The organism is Paenibacillus radicis (ex Xue et al. 2023), assembly GCF_024722015.1.
GTDB lineage: Bacteria > Bacillota > Bacilli > Paenibacillales > NBRC-103111 > Paenibacillus_S.
The window spans coordinates 186,323-207,492 of the sequence record NZ_JANQBD010000010.1; the positions used below are offsets into that span (position 1 = coordinate 186,323).

A 21,170-nucleotide genomic window follows, 5' to 3' on the forward strand; every position below is an offset into this window, starting at 1 on the left:
ATAGGCTGCTAGGGAGGAAATACAATTGTTCATACCAATGACCTTGAACTTGCTTGACAAAGAACTTGAGAAAATTCAACTTGCGTTAACCCGCATTTCCGATGAGGTTTTGTGGAAAAAGCTGCGGGAAGGAACGAACAGCGTAGGCAACTTATGCCTTCATCTGGCAGGGAACGAATATCACAATATTGTAAACAGTATAGGTGGCTATCCGTATATTCGGGAGCGTTCAGCTGAGTTTTTGGCAGAAGGCGGATACACGTGCAAGGAGCTCTCAGCGCATTTGAATGCAGTGAGAGAGAAGTCGCGGGAGGTTCTGGGCACACTTTCGGAGGAAGATCTTTACCGTGAAGTAACCGTCTATTATCCTCCTGATGCGGGGATAGCGTCCTCCAACCGACAATTGATGGAGCTGCTGTATCACGTAACGGTACACTATAGTTATCATACAGGACAGATCATGTATATGACCAGAATTTTTCAGGGAGAAAATGTAAATCTATTGAAATGGAAGCATTAATTCAGAAGATTTATTTAAGATTAAATATTTAAACAATGTTCAATAAAAATAAGAATTTTCGCAGGAAAACCTAATGGCGTTGTCGAATCCTTATAGGATTTAATTCAACAATGAAAAACTGGAGGGTACACAGAAAATGAAAAAAGCATCACTTCTCGCATTAACCGCGGTACTTTTGGTAACCACCGCTCTGGCCGGCTGTGGAAAAAAAGAAGCCGCAGCACCAGAGAAAGCAGCAGCACCGGCAAAAGCTGAAGCGCTTTCGGTGGACATCGGCATGCTCAAGCTAGCTAGCTCGGCCCCTTTATTTATTGGGATTGAAAAAGGTTTTTTCAAGGAAGAGAATATTGAGGCTAAGCCTAAATGGTTTGACGCGGCACAGCCTATTGCAGTGGCTACGGCAGGCGGGAGTGTAGATGTAGGCGCTACCGGAATTACTGCCAGCTTATACAACATGGTAGCCGGAGGTCAAAAGCTTGTTATCGTGGCTGATAAAGGAAGAGAGCAAAAGGGTTATTCGTCCACGGCCTTAATGGTTCCCAAGGATTCGGCTATTAAAGCTATAAATGAATTGAAAGGGAAGAAAATCGGGATTACTCAGACTGGATCTACTTACCATTATATGGTAGGAAGACTTCTCGAGAAGCATGGCTTGACACTTAAAGATGTTGAGCTGGTGCCTTTGAACAGCATTAAAGGATTGATGGAATCTCTCAAAAGCAAGCAGGTTGATGCGGTTATGCTTAATGAACCGAATATCACCGCTGTGGTGAAAGAGGGATATGGCAAGGTTGTAGCACAAGTAGGGGATGAAATTGAATACCAAACATCCGGATTGTTCTTCTCGCCTAAGCTTGCAGGCAATAAAGATGCAGCGGTACGCTTTTTGAAGGCTTATGCTAAGGCTACACGTTATTACTATGACGCGGTGCTTGTTCAAAAGGATGGCAAAATCGTACCTGGCGCCAACTATGATGAGGTTGTCAAAATTGTTGCCAAATATACAGACCAGCCTGAAGAAAATGTGAAGCAGGGGCTTCCTTACATGGATAGAGACGGCAAGCTCTTGGCAACTGATATCAAGACACAAGCGGATTGGTATGCTAAAGAGAAGCTGATTGACAAAGCAATTGATCCTGCGGGGATTGTTAATACCAGCTTATTGGATGAAGCCTTACAGAAGCTGGGGAAATAATATCATGAGAATCGTCGTAAACAACGTGGAAAAGCGGTTCGTTGACACGAAGAAACGTGAAGTTACTGCGCTTCAAAACATCAACTTTACAATCGAAGAGCAGGAGTTTGTTGTATTGGTCGGTCCCAGCGGCTGTGGGAAGTCTACACTTCTGAACATCGTGGGTGGTCTATTATCCCCATCCAGCGGTGAGGTGTACTTTGAAGGGATGACCTCTCAAAAGGAACCCCGGCTAGGAATTGTCTTTCAGGAGATTGCGCTGTTTCCTTGGCGTACGGTTTATGAAAATGTTGTATTCGGTCTGGAAGAGCAGGGGGCAAGCAAGCAGGAGCAGCGGGAAAAAGGTCAGAACTTCATTGATCTGGTGGGTCTTACCGGCTTTGAATCGGCTTATCCGAAACAGCTATCGGGAGGAATGCGCCAACGTGCAGGCATTGCGAGGGCTCTTGCCGTTGAACCTGATTTGCTGCTGATGGATGAGCCATTCTCCGCTCTAGATGCTCAGACACGAACGCTGATGCAAGAGGAGCTGCTTTCCATTTGGAATCGCACCCGATTAAGTACATTATATGTCACTCACAATATTCAGGAGGCCGTCTATTTGGCTGATCGGGTTATTGTGCTTTCCCGTCATCCAGGACAAATCAAAGAAGTGATTCAGATTGATTTGCCAAGGATGGGAAGGGATCAAGAGCAGCATCGTGCTGCTTTTGAACGTTATGCCGATGAAATCTGGCAGCTAATCCGGCATGATGCACAAGAAGCGCTGAAGGAGGGATAAGCAATGAATCAAACATCAAGAGAAGCCGCCGCGAATCCCGCCCAAGCCTCAGCGCAAGGACGAGAGCAGCGCCATGTTATCCGTAACCGCGTGTCCTTCCTGGAGCAAAAGATTCCGGGTTATGCTTCTATTATAGGGATTGTCGGAATCTTAATTCTGTGGGAGCTGGTCTGTCGCCTGGAAATAGTCCCGCCGTTGTTTTTGCCGGCGCCTTCCCTAATATTGGCAGCCGGGTGGGATATGCTGTCAAGTGGCGAGCTGCACGAAAACATACTGGCTAGCTTATACCGGATTGCCATTGGTTATGCCATAGGTGCTGGTTGCGGTATTATTTTCGGGCTCGTTTTAGGATTTTCGCGTTGGGTGGACGCTATACTTTCTCCTGTCGTGTATTCGATTTATCCGATTCCCAAAATCGCTTTGCTGCCTTTGATTATTCTTTGGCTTGGTATCGGGGAAACCCCTAAATTCACTATGATTGCATTGGGTGTATTTTTCCCGGTTGTAATAAATACGTTCTCGGGAGTCAAGAATGTCGATCCTATTTGGATTAAAGCGGCAGTTACGTTCGGCTCCAGCCATTTGAATGTTATTCGGAAGGTTATTCTTCCCGGAGCTTTGCCGATGATTTTTGCCGGTCTTAAGCTTGCGGCTGGAACTTCCCTGCTGCTGCTGGTAGCGGCAGAGATGATTGCAGCCCAAAAAGGTGTCGGTTCGATGATTCTTCATTACGGGAATTTGATGATTACGACAAAGCTAATGGTTGGTGTTCTGATTTTGTCTTTATTAGGGCTTCTTTTTAACCGTGGGCTGCAGTGGCTTGAGCGAAAGCTTCTGCCATGGAAATAAGGTAGTCCCTACATGATAGTTAGTTTTGAAGGCTATTAAGAGTATGGCTAACGGGGCCATGCTTTTGATGGCCTTTTTTTGCACGCCAGAATTTATATGTTTTGGGGCTCCCCGCAAAGTATCTGAATCAACTTCGAAGAAAGACCCCACTTTGTGGGGATATTTTGTTGGGGACAGATAAATTAAGTGTACGAAACGGATATAATCCGACATGTACAATGGGGTATTGACCTTTTATAATTGATAATAATTCTCAACGATTGATGTTTGCTTAGCTGTACAAGGAGGAAGAAATGAATGAAGGCTTTAAAAATGATCATAATTGTTATACTCTCGTTGGCCGTTACCGCTTGTGGAGCCGTGTCGCCGAGTGGGGTTTCAAGTACTGGTGGAAAGGCTGCATCCGCTGATCCTGCTGCATCGAAGGACCAAGGCAAATCTGATGCCGCCGAAAGAACAATCAAGCATGCTATGGGCACAACGGTTTTGAAGAAAAAGCCGGAACGTGTCGTGGTGCTCTTCAACGGTATGAACGATATCATCATCAATCTGGGAGTTAAGCCGGTTGGGGCCGTGGAGTCCTGGGATCAAAGACCGTGGTATCAGTATCTGCGTGCCAATATGGAAGGGGTCAAAAATCTTGGAGATGAAATTCAGCCCAATGTAGAGGCCATTATAGCGTTGAAGCCTGATTTGATCATCGGACAGAAGTCGCGCCATGAGAAGATATATCCGCAGCTCTCCAGCATCGCACCGACTATTATTATGGAAGAGCTGTTCGATTGGAAGAACAATCTAAAAATTAGTGCGGAAGCGATGTACAAAGATGATGAAGCCGCAAGAATTATTGGCGATTGGGATAAACGAGTTGCCGAATTTAAACAAAAGGCGGGAGACCGTTTAGCGAAAACGGAAGTCTCGATCATTCGTTTTGAGAAGGATGGCAGCGCACGTGCTTATAGTACGGGGTTTGCCGGAAGTATCTTTAAGGAACTTGGTTTGGGACGGCCCAAATCGCAAATTGTGGAAGGGAAGACGTACCTTTCTATCACCTCCAAAGAGCAGATGGCACAATTGGATGGGGATTATATCTTCGATGTTACCCAGTTGAGCGCGAGTGACCTGTCTACAGAGAAAACCCAGAACGAATGGACCTCCCACCCGCTCTGGAAAAATTTGAAAGGCGCGAAGAACGGGAAATATTTCAAGGTTGATGCGATTACCTGGAATTTGTCTGGCGGCTCTCTTGCCGCTAAGGCGCTGCTGGATGATTTGTACAAATATTTTGAAATCAAATAGGACGCATTACGAGGGAATGAGCTTAATTTTATGAAAACGAATCTAGGGAAAGCAGCAGGGCTGCTGGCCGGTATTCTGCTGCTGGTCCTATGCATGATCTCAAGCATCTTATTCGGAGCCGCTAATTATGATCTACATACGGCTTGGATTTCGGTCTTCCATTACGATGAAGCGATCAGCGAACAGATTATTATTCGAACAACACGAGTGCCACGTGCTTGTATTGCGGCAGCTATTGGAGCGAGCCTTGCGATCGCTGGCGCACTTATGCAAACCTTGACTCGTAATCCGCTTGCTTCGCCTAGCGTGCTTGGGGTCAATGCGGGGGCCACCTTCCTGGTTGTTGTAGCGGCAACAGCCTTGTCTGTTTCTTCCATGCAGGTGCTAATGTGGGTTGCATTCCTAGGTGCTGCGGCAGCAGCGGTAATTGTATATATTCTGGGCTCGCTTGGGAGAGACGGATTAACTCCGCTGAAGATCGTATTGGCAGGAGCAGCGATGACCGCACTGTTTTCATCCTTTACGCAGGGAATTTTGGTATTGAACAAACAAGGCTTGAACACCGTATTGTTCTGGCTGACCGGTACGATCGCAGGCCGTTCGCCTGACAATTTGCTAGCCGTATTACCTTATATGGCTTTGGCTTGGGCAGCTGCATGGTTGATTTCAAGAGATATGAACCTTCTTATGATGGGTGAGGATGCTGCGAAAGGTTTGGGACAGAAGACGATCTTCGTTAAAGTAGCGGCAGGAATCATTGTTATTGTACTGGCAGGAGGCTCAGTCTCCGTGGCAGGTCCGATTGGTTTTATCGGTATCGTCATCCCGCATATATCACGGTTTATTGTTGGAATCGATCATCGCTGGGTTATTCCGTACTGTGCGGTTCTCGGAGCTATTCTGTTGATTCTTGCTGATATAGGCGCGAGATTTATTATGATTCCCGAGGAAATGCCGGTTGGTGTTATGACAGCGATTATCGGGGCTCCGTTCTTTATTTATATTGCGCGGAGGGGGCTGGTCAAATCATGAAGCAGCATATTCCCTTTCGGTTCAAACGCGGAGAGCTTTCATTTCTAATTCATAAGAAAACAATGCTTATATCGTTTGTACTGCTTGTTGCCTGCATAGCTATTGCTGTTATTAGTATTGGCATCGGAGAGATGTACATTTCACCACTGGATGTCGTCCGCAGCTTGCTGGGAGTGGGGGCAGACGATTATACGATGGTCATTCAAAAGCTTCGCCTGCCACGTATAATAGTCGGCATCCTTGTTGGCGTTTCTCTGGCTGCAGCAGGAGCGATCATGCAAGGCATTGTCCGCAATCCTATGGCATCACCGGATATTATGGGGGTTACGGGAGGCGCTTCAGTCGCCGCAGTATCGTTTATTACTTACTTATCGGGTGTGGTAAATGTTCGCTTGCTGCCTGTCTCCGCAATGCTCGGAGCCGGGATTGTCGCCATTCTCTTGTATTTGCTTGCCTGGAAAAAAGGAGTAACGCCCATTCGCCTCATCCTAGTTGGGATCGGGATGTCGTCCCTCATGTCCGCTGCAACAACGATGATGATCGTCTTTAGCCCGAAGAACGATGCCGGTCAAGCTTATTTATGGCTGACAGGGTCGATCTACGCCTCCAACTGGGAAAATGTGCTGACCGTCTTGCCTTGGACCCTTATCCTCATTCCGATCGCATTTATATTGGCTCGTCATGTCAATATTGGCCAGCTCGGTGATTATATCGCGGCTAGCGCGGGAAGCCGGGTCGAATTTAACCGTCTGTTGCTGCTGTTGGTCAGCGTAGCTCTAGCGGGCTCGGCAGTTTCAGTTGCAGGAGGCATTGGGTTTGTTGGATTAATCGCGCCTCATATGGCGCGCAAGCTGGTTGGAGCAAGCTTCGACAGCGTACTCCCGGTGTCCGCCTTATTGGGCGCGATTGTTGTGACATTTGCGGATCTTGCAGGACGGACGTTCTTCCTTCCACTGGATGTTCCAGTCGGTGTGTTCACGTCGGCCGTCGGCGCGCCATTCTTCATTTATTTGCTGTACACCAAACGAAATTCAAGATAACACAGTCGCTTGCGAAGCAAATTTTGCTAAAGCAAAACTACTAGGGAGGGACAATTATGAGTTTATTAGAAATGAAATATGCTGGATCCATTGTAGATTTGATCAAAGAGAGAAGAAGCATTAGAGCATTCAATAACGATCCGGTCTCGACTGAACTGCTGCAGGAGCTGCTGAATGTAGCGGTGTGGGCACCAAATCATGGCAACAGGCAGCCTTGGAGATTTATACTGTATAAGGGAGAGGGAAGAGTAGCCTTCGCTGATGCGATGATCCAGACCTATTCCGCTGAAGATAAGGTGAAGTACGGACAGCATAAATGGGATTACTTTATGAAGGTGCCAGCGCATTTGGTCGTGATTATGAAGGAGGACCCGCGTCAGAAGCAATGGGATGAAGATTACGGGGCGGTATGCGCTTTGATTCAGAATTTTCAGCTAGCCGCATGGGAGCAGGGTCTCGGAGTTGTATGGAAAACAAATAATTACAATTATGCTCCCAAGTTTCATCAGTCGGTTGGTATACAGCCAGGTGAGAAAATAGTCGGTATCCTGCATATTGGTTATCCGGCATCTGTGCCTCCGGTACAGCCGCGCAAGCCAGCTGAGGAGCTGCTGACCATCATTGATTCGAAGTAGCCCAAGTTCCTGGCTCCACTCAAAGCAGCGATGAGAATTCTCTAATATAATCCTTCCTATATGCCCGGAAACCAGCTATACTAATTGATAATAATTATCATAGTTGGCATGGGTGAAAAATACCGTCTTCAGGTGTCCGGTTTGCTTTCCATAGACGAGAGCAGACGGACACTTATTGCTGTGTTTCCACCAAGAGATCTTGGACAGGAAGGTGAGGCTGTATATGCTGCCAGGTACCCCCAAAAGATATCCCCTTGTACTCCTTTCTTCAATTCATAAACGCCGTTATAAAAAAAACAGCACTTTACGTTTGCAAAAGATTCCTGGCGATGTCCTGTGTATAGTGACCCAAGGTAAAGGGATGCTGCGTATAGATGATCAAGTTCTGCAAATTACTCCTAATCAAGCGTTTTTTCTTACTCCCCAAATGGCTGTCGAAGTGCTGTTGGATTCGGACATGGCCGAATATTACATGCTGGTCTTGAGCAGTGTGACTATTTCCAAACATAAAGGCTCATGGAGCACCCATGCTGAACAGACCTCTCTACTCCCCTATGGCAAAATTCAACTGAAAAATGCGAAGCAAAAGCTCGACCGTGTGAAGCAGCTGCATGAGGAAAGTAAAGCTCGGTCCAAAAGTCCTTCTGAGCTGCAGATGCTATTCCAAAGCCTTATTTATTTGGTGCTGCAGGATTTGCCGGAGCAGGATGAACTAGAGGAGGAGAGCAAGGGAATAGATCAAAGCATCAGCTATATGCATAAACATTTTACTAATAAAATTAAACTGGACGCTTTATCGGACATAGCGGGACTAACTCCGACTTCCTACTCGAGGAGCTTCAAGAAAGCAATGGGCGTATCGCCGGTTGAATATTTAAATCATGTTCGAATCGAATCTTCGAAGCAGCTTCTGCAGCAGCCGGATTGCTCGATCAAGGAAATTTCGGATTCAGTTGGCTTCGGCAACGAGTTCTACTTTAGCCGAATGTTCAAACGTACTGTCGGGATTTCTCCAACCGTATATGTCAAAAGGAGGGAGCTGAAGGTGGCTGTCGCTTCCTGCTTCCGTTATGAGAATAACTTGCGCTCCTTAGGCATCGAGCCGCTTGTTGAAATGAACCGTTATACATACAGAAATTGCACAGATGAGCAAAATAAACGGTTCATGGAGGCTCAACTCGATGAGATGCGTCAAGCGCATCCCGATCTAATTATCGCAGATTACAGACATCTGCCCTTTCAGGAGCAATTAAAACAAATCGCGCCTACTGTTATTTTGGATTTTTCCTATGATTGGCGTGTTAACCATATGAAGATTGCCGAATTGGTCGGAAGGGAGAAGGAAGCGGAGCAAAACTTCAGCCAGCTGGAGCTGAAGGTGAAATATGCCCGCAACATCTTGGCTCAAACTATAGGAGAGGAGACGGTGTCCTTCATTCGCCTGTACAGTACAATAATCAGGGTACAGGGATTAGTGGATCATCCTCTTAACGAGCTGTTATACAATGAGCTGGGTTTAAGGCCGGGCAGCTGTGTCCCTCTCGGCGAACGGAACAGGCAGTTTGCTTTAGGGAGTTTGCCGCCCTTTGAAACGGATTTTTTGTACATGTATAAGCATCTTCCTCTGGCGGAGGAGGTTGAACTATTTGCGGAGGTTCAGAAAACAACCTCATGGAGTGGGATGAAAGCCGTTAGGAACAATCAAACCCGGGAAGTTCCGAATTGGGTTGGGATGAGCTGGACGCCTATAGGCCAGCATCAAATCATTGATGAATTGCTGAAGTGGAAGGCTTAGGCCAGAACTTCACGGAGTTTGAAATAAAGCGATCGCAAACAGCGAAGCTCCCCATGCTGCTAATGGCTAGTAGCAGGGGAAGTCTTCGCTGTTTTTTTTGCTATTCAGACGCTGACTCAAAATATAAATGGTTGTGGTTGCTGCAGCCGGGGTTGAATGGGCTTTTGCATGAAGGGCATGCATAGCCGCTATTCAAATATTGATGTATAGATAACTCCGTTTGACAATGTCCGCATAGGATAGCTTTGGTATGCCATTCCAGCTTGGGCCATACAACAGCCTCATGGTTAACCGTTTCCTCATGGCAAAAATAGCATCCGTAGTAGGTGTCACAGCACTTGAATTTAATGGCTATTATGTCCAATTCACTATGATAATGCGAACACCTGGTTTGACTGTCGATGGCTCCCATAACTTTGTGCAAAATGTCGTTCCTCCGAAATTTCAAGGTTGGCTTGAAGCTTCACCGAATACGCTTCGATCAGATTATAACATGCTGAAAAGCGGCATAGCTAGAGAAGATAACGCATAAGTGTTAAAAATAAAATAAAGTATGTCATATTAACAAAGGTTCAAATTAATTATTGCATCATAAATAATTATATGGTATGTATTATATATCATGATTTTTAAAAGGTGGTTGTGATAATTTGAACAGCAAAATTGGCATTAGCGGGATGGGGAGAATCGGTAGGTTGCTTGTTAGAAAGGCATTATCAGATGAACGAAGCGGTATTGCCATCTCAGCAATCAACTGTTCATACCCGGTTGAAACGGTGGCACATTTATTGAAATATGACACCATACATGGCTGTTGGGATGCCAATATAACGGTTAAGCATGGAAAGCTGTACATTAATGAAAATGTCATTGATATGGTGAATGAAAGAGATCCCTCATTCATTCCATGGAGGAAGCTGGGCGTTGATATCGCCATCGATGCAACAGGGAAGTTCACAGATCGCGAGGGAGCGGGAAAGCATTTGGCGGCAGGTGCCGAAAGAGTGATTATTACAGCCCCTTCGAAGCAAGCGGACTTAACTGTGGTGATGGGGGTCAACGACAGCAGATACAATCCTGATCAGCACCGGATTGTATCAGCCGCTTCATGTACTACCAATTGTGTAGCACCGCTTCTGCATATATTGGACAAAGCCTTTGCTGTGAAGAGCGGCTGGATGACAACCGTCCATTCTTTTACAAGCGATCAGAATCATATGGATAACCCGCACAAAGATTTGCGTAGAGCGAGAGCTTGTACACAATCGATAATTCCCACCTCGACGGGTGTGGGGAAAGCTTTAACGGATGTGCTGCCACACTTGGCCCCCATTATTCAAGGTATTTCTATTCGGGTGCCAACCCCTGATGTATCGTTGGTGGATTTAACGGTACAGCTCGGCAGAATCGTTACACACGATGAGGCGATGCAAGTATTGCAGAAGGCTGCAGCTGGTGAAATGAGTAAATACGTGGGCATGGTGGATACGCCTCTGGTTTCTTCCGACTTTATAGGGAGTGAGTATTCAGCTGTTATTGATGGACCTTCTTTGATGGTAACAAGAGATCAAATGAAGGTGCTGGCATGGTATGACAACGAGTGGGCATATTCCTGTCGTGTTATCGATGTGGCAGCAATGCTGGCCAACAAAATTGCTAAAGGAGCGGGTATCTTATGAATCTAATGAATCTAATTGTAAGCAAGCAGCAGTTGGAGCTGGGAGTCATTATTTGCAAGCATTGCGGGGAAGTTATTGCGACTCAAGATACAGAAAAAGTGACTACTTACTATAGCGTTTGTAAGAGAAGCAGCTGCACCGGCGTTGGCGCGAAGACCAATCAGGAGGAACTTATCAATGAATAATAAAAGAGTGCTTCACTTTCAAGAAGGCCATGCCGGCATGAAAAAGCTTCTTGGGGGGAAGGGCGCCAATCTAGCGGAGATGACGAACATCGGATTGCCTGTGCCTCCAGGTTTTACAGTGAGTACGGAAGCTTGCCGGGAGTATTATGCTAATGGGGGAAGGCTGCCGGAAGGATTGTTCGACGAAATACGCGCAGCCTTAAAGCAGGTGGAGCAAAGGAAAGGCCAGCAATTTGGAGGAAGCAGCGATCCGCTGCTTGTATCGGTCCGCTCTGGCTCTGTGAGTTCGATGCCAGGGATGATGGATACGATACTGAATCTTGGGTTGAATGATGTGACGGTTCAAGCGTTAGCTCAGCATACAGGTAATGAACGTTTTGCTTATGATTGCTACCGAAGGCTTATTCAGATGTTCGCCAATGTGGTATTTGACATAGAGGGAATTTACTTTGAAAGACTGCTTCATCAATTGAAGGAGAAGAATGGAATCCACACGGATAAAGAGGTTCCGGCGGAAGCGTGGCTGGAATTGATTACCCAATATAAGGCTGTAATCCGCTCGAAGGCTAACAAGGAATTTCCACAAGATGTATATGCACAGCTGCAGCTTGCGGTAGAGGCGGTGTTCCGTTCGTGGAATAATCAAAGAGCTATTATTTATCGTAAGCTATATTCGATTCCCGACGAACAGGGTACTGCGGTTAATATTCAATCTATGGTTTTTGGAAATATGGGTGAAGAGAGCGGTACGGGTGTTCTGTTCACGCGTAATCCTTCAACTGGAGAAAACTTGCTTTATGGTGAATATTTAACGAATGCCCAAGGGGAGGATGTAGTTGCAGGTGTGCGCACACCTCTTCCCATAGCGAAGCTTAATTCCGAAATGCCCAAGATTCACACCAGCCTATCCCTAATCGCTTCAAGACTTGAAGGTCATTATAAGGATATGCAGGACATTGAATTTACGGTTGAAAAAGGGGAGCTGTTCATTCTTCAAACCCGTAATGGAAAACGTACGGCGCAGGCTGCCGTTAAGCTGGCTGTGGAATTGGTAAGAGAAGGGATTATTTCCAAGGAAGAGGCTCTGCAAAGAATAGAGATGGAGCATTTGGATCAGCTGCTGCATAGGGCGATAGAAGATGGAGAGCATCTGGATGTCGTTGCTACTGGCCTTCCCGCCTCACCGGGAGCTGCCATGGGGCAGGTTGTATTCGATGCAGATACCGCTGAGGAATGGAGCCGTTCCGGTAAACATTCCGTGCTGGTAAGCATGGAGACGACTCCGGAAGATATTCATGGGGTCATAGCGGCGGAAGGAGTCCTCACAAGCAGAGGTGGTATGACCAGCCATGCGGCGGTAGTAGCCCGAGGAATGGGCAAGCCTTGTGTGTGTGGATGTGAAGAGGTTCACATAGATTTGGAGGCGCGCCGGTTTACAGCGGGGGGAAGGACATTCAATGAAGGAGACTGGATTACGTTGGATGGCGCTACAGGACGGGTAATCTCCGGTGTTGTTGCACTAAAGGAGCCGGAGATGAGCGGCGAGCTGCTGGAGCTATTGAAGTGGGCGGACGAGGTCCGATCTATGAAGGTGCGGACGAATGCAGATACGCCGGAGGATGCAGCCAAGGCAAGAGAATTCGGAGCCGAAGGGATCGGGTTATGCCGCACGGAGCATATGTTTATGTCGCCGCACAGGCTGCCTGTCGTGCAGGCTATGATTCTTGCGGATAACACGGAGAGCCGCCAAGCAGCATTAGACCAGCTTTTGCCTATGCAGCAAAGTGATTTTGAGGGGATTTTCGAAGCCATGGACGGATTGCCGGTCACGATCAGGCTGCTTGATCCGCCGCTGCATGAATTTTTGCCCAAGCTGGAGGAATTGCTGCTGCAACAAGAACGGCAGAGAGCTGGTAGTCATGCAGCGGCAGAAGCTGAGGATGAATGGAAGAAAACCGAAGCTTTAATAAGAAAGGTGCGGAATCTTCAGGAGATGAATCCGATGCTGGGAACCCGTGGCTGCCGTCTTGGGATCGTATTCCCGGAAATCTATGAGATGCAGGCGACTGCTATTTTTCGTGCAGTCTTAGCGTGCCTTAATAAAGGAATAACCGTAATCCCTGAGATTATGATTCCGCTTGTCGGTCATGCTAATGAGCTGCAGCGTATGCGGGAGCTTGTAGATCAAGCGGCCAAAGCTGTGCTTGGAACACGGAGCCTGGATTATAAGGTAGGTACGATGATTGAGGTACCGAGAGCTGCACTAACTGCAGCAGCTATTGCTAAGCATGCCGATTTCTTCTCCTTCGGCACCAATGATTTGACGCAGATGACATTTGGCTACAGCCGGGACGACGCAGAAGGCAAGTTTCTTGCCCATTATGTGGATCATAAGATTTTGCCGAAAAATCCATTTCAGGTGCTTGATGCCGAAGGAGTGGGGCAGCTTATCGAGTGGGCTGTGAAAGAGGGGCGAAATACGAAGCCTGCATTGAAAACGGGGATTTGCGGCGAGCATGGTGGCGACAAAGAATCCATCTTCTTTTGCCAGCAGGCTGGTTTGGATTATGTAAGCTGTTCGCCATTTCGAGTGCCGTTAGCAAGAATTGCAGCAGCTCAAGCATGGCTAAGTTTGGGTGCTCCGGCAGCTGTAGTTCCTCAAGTTGCACTGGCTAAATGAATGAAATGAAAATGCTTTCTTGGATATACCCTGAATATTTGGTAAGATACCTATATGGCCCCCCTCATTGGGAGGCCTTTATTTCTATACAAGGAGGAGCATATATGAAAAAGCTTGCATTCTTCGTCACAATGGAGCAGCTTCGCATAGGGGGGGAAATCTACTATGAGCCATAGTCTTCTGTTGCAGGGATCACGGACGCAGCTGATTAATCAGCTTGTTTATTTTGATGAGCAGAAAAAAGATTTCCTGGATCAATATTTCCCTAATTCGGCTAAGGAAAGAAGTAAGATCGAGCTGTTGCTGTCCGTTTATTCCGCGACACTTGAAAAAATACTTGGCGAATTTAACGAAGAAAGCCTGAATTCTACTGTGCTAATAGGCAGTCGAATGAAAATCAGTTATTTGGAAGACGGATTCACAGATTCATATACGATCGTTTTTCCTCATCAGGCAGAGCCCAATAGCAACAAGATATCTTTCTTATCTCCTATCGGTTTGCAGCTGTTGATGGCCAAAATTAATGAAACTTATCAGCTTAAGATTTCTTCCGGGGAAATTGATGTAAAGCTTGAGGAAATTATGTACAACAATTGCGGGTATCTATAGCGCTAATCTTTTCGTAAAAAGATATTTTCAATGAAAACAAACAAGCAACCTCCGCCATGAAGGCGAAGGCTGCTTGTTTTGTTTTTATAGGCTTATTTTAGGACGATTGTTCCGGTTCCGGCAAGCAGGTTACTACGGTTTGTTGAATATTCCACTTTTTAAGAGGACTATTTGACAAATCAGTAATAATTTCATGATGACCTCCATACAGGAATTTATTTCAAAAATATATAAACTATATAGCAAATCGAAGAAATCACAATTAGAAGAGAACCTGCAATAGAAAGTGATTTGAAAAAGATCCTGTATCTTCTGTTTACTTCATTCTCCGTTACCATTACCCTTGTTTACTGATTGTCTTATAAGTAACTAAGATCGTGCTCCTTTGTGCATTCATACCTGATGCTGTTGGTTTGGTCATGGAGCCGTAACAAATATTTATAACTTGCTCGTCCTGAAGCTCTGCTAAAAAAACATTAGCCTTTTTCTCGGCTAAAGACGTATCTGAATCTACAAATTCCTTAACTTGTATCATATTGAATTATCATCCTTTATGTTCTATTTTTTCGAAACTATCACCTATACTCGCATTTCTTCTTATTAGACTAGTATAAGCATCTGCCTCCTCATCTATAACTAACATTAAATGTAAAATGTATTTGTAAATACAGTAAGGCACCCCACGTAATTCGCGGAATGCCTTTACAACTTTCAACATAACATCAAGGGGAGCCGGTGTCAACCAAGGGATTCCCATTATATGAAAACCAAGCCAGAAAGAGAGATATTACACATAGACAACCGTTTATTTTAAAAATACAATAATTAGTAGAGTTAATATTTAATAGAGTTAGGATATCGGAGGGAAGAACTTGGAAGCTATTCGGACTACAGCACTAAAAATATATTATATAGCTGTAAAGATAAGAAAATAGTATAGACAACCTAACTATTAGTACTTAAAATAATTGATGTATTTAATGACCAGGCATACTACAGAAGGTGCCAGATGGAGGATTTTTTTGGAAGCTTTATATAAAAAGAAAATGATGGCTTTATGGATGGTTTTGCTCCTCTTTGTTTGTCATGCATTAGTGGCGAGTCCTTTTGCTGCTCAAGCAGCGTACATATCGCACTCAATAACCGTTAAGGTGAATTTGGATCCCAATGATACCACTTCCACTTATACTGCTTATTTGATGCATTATAACGGGGAGAGCTGGGACGCACCCATCTATCCTGTAAATGGCACCGCTGATGGTACCAAAGTGTTCAGCAATCTGGATTCAGGGCAGTATGAGCTGCATGTTGATACAACCAAAGTGAAGGATTCGCCGTATGAATATTATTATTACTATAAAAATCTGAGTGTAACGGATCGAGATTTGGCGTATACAGCTGAATTGATTTCTATCCAAAATCCTAATTACGCTAACTTTTACGATAATAATTACATTGCGGGGATAATAGCCGGTACTCTCCAATGGGGCTCTCCTTCCATGGAGGATGACAGCTTTTCTTTTTATCAAGTGTATTTTGCCGATGATAGCGGCAACATCATAACGAATGTACCTCCGCTTGCAGTGAAGAGTAAATTGGAGACGACTACAATAAATGGAGCTATGGGTTATCGGTATGAAGTTCCAGACACAGCTATCCCTGCCGGTGCTGAGCAGTTGCGCTTTTATAAGACAAGTTCTATGGACTCTGCAGATAAGAAGAAAACACCGGTATACATTACTTTAAGAGATAGCCCTGGCGACTTCATGTTTAATGTGCAGCAGCAAGATTCCAATAAGGAGCCCGGATATATTCAAGGCACTATTACTTGGAATAAAATAGGGAATGAATCAAGGATCAGTCATTATGCAATTTATGAGCGTTACAGCAATGCTTTTCGGCAAATTGGAATTGTTCTTGCTTCTGGTGAACCGTGGTACTCCTTCGAGCTCCCCTATGAATATCAAGTAGGAGTATCGGCCCCGGATTTGTATATCACAACCTTGGACTGGCATGGAGAGATCTCTAACTACTATTCAATCCAGGTAACGGATGATACTTCCAGCCGAACGAATTTTCCTTTAATTACAAATTCCGCAATAACCGCTCCCACCAAAGTGGATTTCTATGACTTTAACCCCGACCCGAATAAAATTAGCGGGTATCTGAACTGGAATTATAATTCAAATGTTTTTGACAACGCTTTTGCCATATATTTCATGGATGGCGATAATCATGTGCTGCAATCGTATAAGAACACTTACTTTCATTACAAAGCAGACTCTTACGGAATTCAAATACCTGATAATACTGAATTACCGGCTGGTACAAAATACATTGGAGTTTCCGCAATGACTGAGGGGGGAGTATCGGTTCCAGGTATGGTATCTTTGCTATACAGGAATGCCAAGCTGAGCGCATTATCCACGGATGCAGCAGCGATTACTCCTGCATTTTCAAGTTCCACCTATTTATATTCTTCCACTGTATCGAGTAATGTGTACAGCACGGCTGTTACAGCCACAGCAGAATCACCGGGCGCTACTGTTACTATAATGGGAGTATCTGGGCTCTCCACAGTAACAACCCATGTAAATCTGGTTCCAGGGGTCAATAATATACCCGTATGGGTTACGGCTGAGGATGGCATTGCATCAGGCATGTACAACCTCAGTATCACGAGAGTTACAGATCCGCTATCCGGTAATACTCAACTGAACAGTTTGTCCCTAGGCGGTGATTACAGCTTAAGCCCGAGCTTCGCCAAAGATATAACAAGCTATACTACGACCGTTGACAGCAAGGCAACCAGCATCACCGTTAATGCAGCGGTATATGATACGCTAAGCCGCATCTCCATAACGTACCCAGGCATGAGCGCTGCTGCAACTACGGCTGCAGGTTCTGTAACAGAAAGCGTTTATTTAAACTCGCCAAGTACGGATGTTAATGTGACGGTGCTCGCACAGAATGGTGCTCAGAGCACATATAAAATAAATGTACTAAGGCCCGTGCTTCTTACCATGAAAGGCAGTATTGGCGCTGTGTACGGCAACAAAATAATAGGAGTCGCGAATGGGACAACAGTGGGAACCTTGCTTAGCCAGCTTTCGCTTCAATCTGGAGCAACGGCGAAGGTGGTCAATAAAACAACAGGGAATGCTGTTAATGATTTTACGATATTGGACCCCAGCTTGAAGCTCGTGCTGAATTATGGAACGAATGCTACGGTGGAGTATGAGATACAGCTCTTGAGGGACCTGCTGCAAGAATTAACAGGAATGAAGGCAGGAGACAAATTCCAGATTCATCAGCTTATACAGTTTTTATCCTTTAAGAGAGACATAACAGGAGACGGCGTGTTTAACGCGGAGGACGTCCGCAAAGCAATGCTGGAGATATCACCGATACTGTAAGCTGTAGGCTCGTCCAGTTGAGAAATAGCCAGAAAGACCGTCGATTAACCTTATAGGGAAATGGCGGTCTTTTCTATGCATGTAAAATAATCATATTGACCAAGCCGCGAGGCAAGATATATAATATTAAAAAATTGATTGCAGTAAAAAACCTTTTTTTTGCACATATTGAAGAACGACGTTCCGCAAATAAGAACGATTATAACGGTAGGGATTAATCAGGAGTTGAAAACGGCTATTAGGGAAATCAAATTTTTCTAGGAGAAGGATCGATTATTAATGAAAAAAGTGATATTGGATGTAGATACTGGAATTGATGACGCACTGGCCATTGCCTATGCGGTAGGTTCTCCTGAAATCGAGCTTCTTGGCATTACAACGACTTACGGTATGGTGACCGTTGATTTGTCCTCAAGGAACACGCTTAAAATACTTGAGCATCTGCAAAGCGCGATACCTGTCTTTAAAGGCTCTGATAAACCGCTTGTACGGACTCGACAATACAGCGGTAAATTTCATGGGCATGATGGTTTAGGAGAAGCCGTTAAAACCCCTCCTGAACGTAGAGCTGAATCTCAGCATGCAGTGGATTTTATCATTGAACAAATCAGGCAATACGAAAAGGATTTAACTCTAATCACAACCGGGCCTCTCACTAATCTGGCGCATGCTCTTATTAAAGAGCCGGACATTATACATAAGATCGGCCAAGTCGTGAGTATGGGCGGGGCTGTGGCTACCCCAGGCAATGCTACTAAATTTGCTGAAGCCAACATTATCATTGATCCTCATGCCGCCAATATCGTTTTTAAATCCGAGCTGCCCATTATTTTAGTTGGACTTGATGTAACCAGAAAGACGTTGCTTAAGAGCTCCGAATTGGATAATTGGCGGTCTCAAGGAACCGAGCTAAGCCTTCTTTTGGCTGAAGCTACACAATTCTACATGAATGCTTACAAGGAAAATTATCCATACTTGGATGGATGTGCTTTGCATGATCCGCTTGCTGTAGGGGTTGTCACCCACCCGGAGATTGTTAAGACCGTACCGATGTATATAGACGTTGATCTTGATGAGGATTCGCTTGGCAGGACGATAGAAGATGTACTGCGTACCTCGACCTCATCTACAAGCCCGAATACTCATGTTTGCTTTGAAGTGGATTCAACTCAATTTGTAGAACATTTCCTTAACAGGGTATGTTGATTGGAGCCGGATGACATGAAAAATAATGACAACCAAACCGTTTCTTCTGGGCTCTCTGGACGAATTGAACGATTATCGGATTCAGCGACAGCTGCACTTTATTTGTCTCCGACCTTTATTTTGCTTATTCTGACTATCTTATTTCCCATGGTTTATGCTTTATTTCTTTCTTTTTCAAAAATGGAATTCGTTCAGGGGCTCCCGCATTTCACCTTCGTTGGACTGGATAATTACTTGGAACTGTTAAAAGATCCGAAAATACCGGCTGTACTCTCGCAAACGTTGATATTTATGGTCGTAAGAGTCGTAGGGACCATGGTTCTCGCCGCAGGCATTGCTTTGATTATTTACCATGGAGTATGGGGCGGGGAATTTTTCAAAAAAATATTTCTCATTCCCTGGGCGCTGTCTAATGTAGTTAACGGCCTTATGTGGAAGTGGATGTATAACGGCAATAATGGAATCATCAACGAGCTGTTTGTGTCACTGGGACTGCTCGATCAGTATAAATCATGGCTGGCGGAGGAATCGACGGCGATGGGGGCCATTATTTTTGCCGACATATGGAAGGCTGTCCCTTTTGCGGCATTGATGATCTTGGCCGGTCTGCAGACGATATCCAAGGATCTTTACGAAGCTGGACAGATTGATGGGGCAGGAAGCTTTCAGCGGTTTATACATATTTCCTTGCCGTCTCTTCAACCGGTGCTGATGGTATTATTCGTAGTTGAAACGATGTGGGCTTTGCGAGTGTTCGATATTATATGGGTGCTGACCCAAGGCGGTCCGCTCAATTCTACCATGGTATTAAACGTGTATGCGTATGAGCAGGCTTTTAGGCATTCCAACATGGGGTATGGTTCGGCTTTAGCTTTTTTCATAACGATTGTAACGTTTGTTTTCACCTTTCTTTATGTTAAAACGATCGGGAAAAACGAACATTCTTAATAACATTATATTGGGGGAGTAAACATGCAAAAAAAACTACTGACTTTCACGGCCACTGCTTTATCAATTTCAATGCTTGCAGGCTGCGGCGCAGCGGCTGGCAATAAGGAATCGGGAGCGGGTCAAGCCAAATCGGAGAACAAAGAAATTACGGTACTATATTTGGACGAGCCGTTCTGGAAAGCTCAAAATGAAGAATTTACAAAAGCGACCGGAATTAAGGTTAAATATGAAACGGTTCCTTTTACGCAGCTGCATGATAAAGTAGTTACTTCGTTTACAGGCGGAAGCAGCGATTATGATGTAATTCACGTACGCGATGATTGGGCAACTGAATTTGCATCCAAAGGAATTATTGATTCCCTGGATAAAAACATCACCGATGATATGAAAAAACGGCTGAATCCTCAATCCCTGGAGGCGATGTCGTATAAAGGACAGACCTATGCGGTGCCACGCTATGTATGGCTTTGGCAATTTTATTACAATAAAAAGCTGCTTCAAGATGCAGGCTACAACGAGGCTCCCAAAACATGGGACGAGCTGATCGAAATGTCCAAAAAAATCGGTAAAGACAAAGTTTCTGCCTATGCTGAATCCTGGGGAACCAAATATTCTTACTCGTCATTTATCGTTCATATGCGCGCCAACGGAGGAGAGTTCTGGAATTATCAAACCGATCGTCCTTCGTTCAACACTCCAGAGGGCTTGGCTGCTTTACAGTTAATGGTGGATATGAATTTAAAGCATAAGATCATGAGTCCTATGTCCAAAGAATTTAACGGCTCTAGCCCGATGGCTGAAGTATTCACTCAAGGAGCGGTAGCTATGAACATGAATACACCGCAAACCTATCCGCTATCCAATGACCGTGAGAAGTCCCGGATTGTCGATCAGGTGGGTGTAGCTCTTATCCCTGGCGGTAAAGTGAAGACGGCATCCTACGGTGAATCCGGAGGCCTTGCGATCCCAGCTTCCTCCAAGAAGAAGGAATTAGCTTGGGAATATATTAAATTCGTATCCAGCATGGATCAGCAAAAGAAAATGGCATTAGCAACCGGAAAAATTCCGACGGACAGCGAAGCGCTAACGGATAAAGAAGTACAGAGCAAGTACCCGCATTTCAGCATTATTCCAGAGCAGGTCAAATATCCGTTCGGTTTGTTTAGACATGAAAAGGCTACTTTAATTACCGATGAACTGTCTCAGCATTTGCTTGCAGCCGTGTTGGGTAAAGTGACTGCCGAGCAAGCCTTGAAGGATGCAGAGCAGAAGATCCTACAAATTTTGAGTAAATAACA

Annotated in this window: 20 protein-coding genes; 18 read left to right on the plus strand and 2 right to left on the minus strand. The window is 45.1% G+C overall.

The window, feature by feature from the left end; genetic code table 11:
• The first annotated feature begins 25 nt into the window (after positions 1-25).
• From NV381_RS15555 to NV381_RS15595, 9 genes are all read left to right on the plus strand, one after another.
• Positions 26-520: a DinB family protein gene (locus NV381_RS15555; RefSeq protein WP_258214201.1), complete on the plus strand. Its 495-nt coding sequence runs from the start codon at positions 26-28 to the stop codon at positions 518-520.
• A 136-nt stretch (positions 521-656) separates the two neighbouring features.
• A complete protein-coding gene (locus tag NV381_RS15560; RefSeq protein ID WP_258214202.1) occupies positions 657-1,715 on the plus strand; it encodes an ABC transporter substrate-binding protein in 1,059 nt (352 codons plus the stop codon).
• Positions 1,716-1,719: 4 nt separating this feature from the next.
• Positions 1,720-2,496 (plus strand): ABC transporter ATP-binding protein, encoded by a 777-nt coding sequence (locus NV381_RS15565; protein ID WP_258214203.1) that lies wholly within the window; start codon positions 1,720-1,722, stop codon positions 2,494-2,496.
• Between the two features lie 3 nt (positions 2,497-2,499).
• Positions 2,500-3,345: an ABC transporter permease gene (locus NV381_RS15570; protein WP_258214204.1), complete on the plus strand. Its 846-nt coding sequence runs from the start codon at positions 2,500-2,502 to the stop codon at positions 3,343-3,345.
• 297 nt (positions 3,346-3,642) lie between these two features.
• Positions 3,643-4,644, plus strand: a complete 1,002-nt coding sequence (locus NV381_RS15575) for an ABC transporter substrate-binding protein (protein ID WP_258214205.1) — start codon at positions 3,643-3,645, stop codon at positions 4,642-4,644.
• A gap of 30 nt (positions 4,645-4,674) precedes the next feature.
• Positions 4,675-5,676: a FecCD family ABC transporter permease gene (locus NV381_RS15580; protein WP_258214206.1), complete on the plus strand. Its 1,002-nt coding sequence runs from the start codon at positions 4,675-4,677 to the stop codon at positions 5,674-5,676.
• On the plus strand, positions 5,673-6,716 hold the full coding sequence (locus NV381_RS15585) for a FecCD family ABC transporter permease (protein WP_258214207.1): 1,044 nt from the start codon (positions 5,673-5,675) through the stop codon (positions 6,714-6,716). The genes NV381_RS15580 and NV381_RS15585 overlap by 4 nt, the downstream gene beginning before the upstream one ends.
• 56 nt (positions 6,717-6,772) lie before the next feature.
• Positions 6,773-7,351 (plus strand): nitroreductase family protein, encoded by a 579-nt coding sequence (locus NV381_RS15590; RefSeq protein WP_258214208.1) that lies wholly within the window; start codon positions 6,773-6,775, stop codon positions 7,349-7,351.
• 223 nt (positions 7,352-7,574) lie between these two features.
• Positions 7,575-9,146, plus strand: coding sequence for a helix-turn-helix domain-containing protein (locus NV381_RS15595; protein ID WP_258214209.1), 1,572 nt, complete (start codon positions 7,575-7,577; stop codon positions 9,144-9,146).
• Between the two features lie 100 nt (positions 9,147-9,246).
• On the opposite strand, the gene NV381_RS15600 is transcribed toward NV381_RS15595, so the two are convergent.
• The gene (locus NV381_RS15600) at positions 9,247-9,510 is read right to left on the minus strand and encodes a CHY zinc finger protein (RefSeq protein WP_258214273.1); all 264 of its coding nucleotides are present in this window, start codon (positions 9,508-9,510) and stop codon (positions 9,247-9,249) included.
• On the opposite strand from NV381_RS15600, the gene NV381_RS15605 reads away from it, so the two are divergent.
• The 5 genes from NV381_RS15605 (at position 9,397) to NV381_RS15625 (ending at position 14,299) form a co-directional block, all read left to right on the plus strand.
• Positions 9,397-9,678 (plus strand): hypothetical protein, encoded by a 282-nt coding sequence (locus NV381_RS15605; RefSeq protein WP_258214278.1) that lies wholly within the window; start codon positions 9,397-9,399, stop codon positions 9,676-9,678. The two genes, NV381_RS15600 and NV381_RS15605, sit on opposite strands and share 114 nt — an antisense overlap.
• Positions 9,679-9,796: 118 nt before the next feature.
• On the plus strand, positions 9,797-10,825 hold the full coding sequence (gap, locus tag NV381_RS15610; RefSeq protein ID WP_258214210.1) for a type I glyceraldehyde-3-phosphate dehydrogenase: 1,029 nt from the start codon (positions 9,797-9,799) through the stop codon (positions 10,823-10,825).
• Complete coding sequence (locus tag NV381_RS15615) at positions 10,822-11,010, plus strand: GapA-binding peptide SR1P (RefSeq protein ID WP_258214211.1); 189 nt, start codon at positions 10,822-10,824, stop codon at positions 11,008-11,010. Before gap ends, NV381_RS15615 begins: the two co-directional genes overlap by 4 nt.
• Positions 11,003-13,690, plus strand: coding sequence for a pyruvate, phosphate dikinase (ppdK, locus tag NV381_RS15620; RefSeq protein WP_258214212.1), 2,688 nt, complete (start codon positions 11,003-11,005; stop codon positions 13,688-13,690). Before NV381_RS15615 ends, ppdK begins: the two co-directional genes overlap by 8 nt.
• Positions 13,691-13,855: 165 nt before the next feature.
• Positions 13,856-14,299 carry a GreA/GreB family elongation factor gene (locus NV381_RS15625; RefSeq protein WP_258214213.1) on the plus strand — a complete coding sequence of 148 codons (444 nt, stop codon included), beginning with the start codon at positions 13,856-13,858 and terminating at the stop codon, positions 14,297-14,299.
• A gap of 337 nt (positions 14,300-14,636) precedes the next feature.
• Here the strand turns inward: NV381_RS15625 and NV381_RS15630 are convergent, their stop codons facing one another.
• On the minus strand, positions 14,637-14,834 hold the full coding sequence (locus tag NV381_RS15630) for a hypothetical protein (RefSeq protein ID WP_258214214.1): 198 nt from the start codon (positions 14,832-14,834) through the stop codon (positions 14,637-14,639).
• 487 nt (positions 14,835-15,321) lie between these two features.
• On the opposite strand from NV381_RS15630, the gene NV381_RS15635 reads away from it, so the two are divergent.
• From NV381_RS15635 to NV381_RS15650, 4 genes are all read left to right on the plus strand, one after another.
• A complete protein-coding gene (locus NV381_RS15635) occupies positions 15,322-17,715 on the plus strand; it encodes a cadherin-like beta sandwich domain-containing protein (RefSeq protein WP_258214215.1) in 2,394 nt (797 codons plus the stop codon).
• A 279-nt stretch (positions 17,716-17,994) separates the two neighbouring features.
• Entirely contained in the window at positions 17,995-18,921 is a 927-nt protein-coding gene (locus tag NV381_RS15640) for a nucleoside hydrolase (protein ID WP_258214216.1), read from the plus strand.
• Between the two features lie 15 nt (positions 18,922-18,936).
• The gene (locus NV381_RS15645) at positions 18,937-19,869 is read left to right on the plus strand and encodes a carbohydrate ABC transporter permease (RefSeq protein WP_258214217.1); all 933 of its coding nucleotides are present in this window, start codon (positions 18,937-18,939) and stop codon (positions 19,867-19,869) included.
• 24 nt (positions 19,870-19,893) lie between these two features.
• A complete protein-coding gene (locus NV381_RS15650) occupies positions 19,894-21,168 on the plus strand; it encodes an ABC transporter substrate-binding protein (RefSeq protein ID WP_258214218.1) in 1,275 nt (424 codons plus the stop codon).
• Positions 21,169-21,170 lie beyond the last annotated feature (2 nt).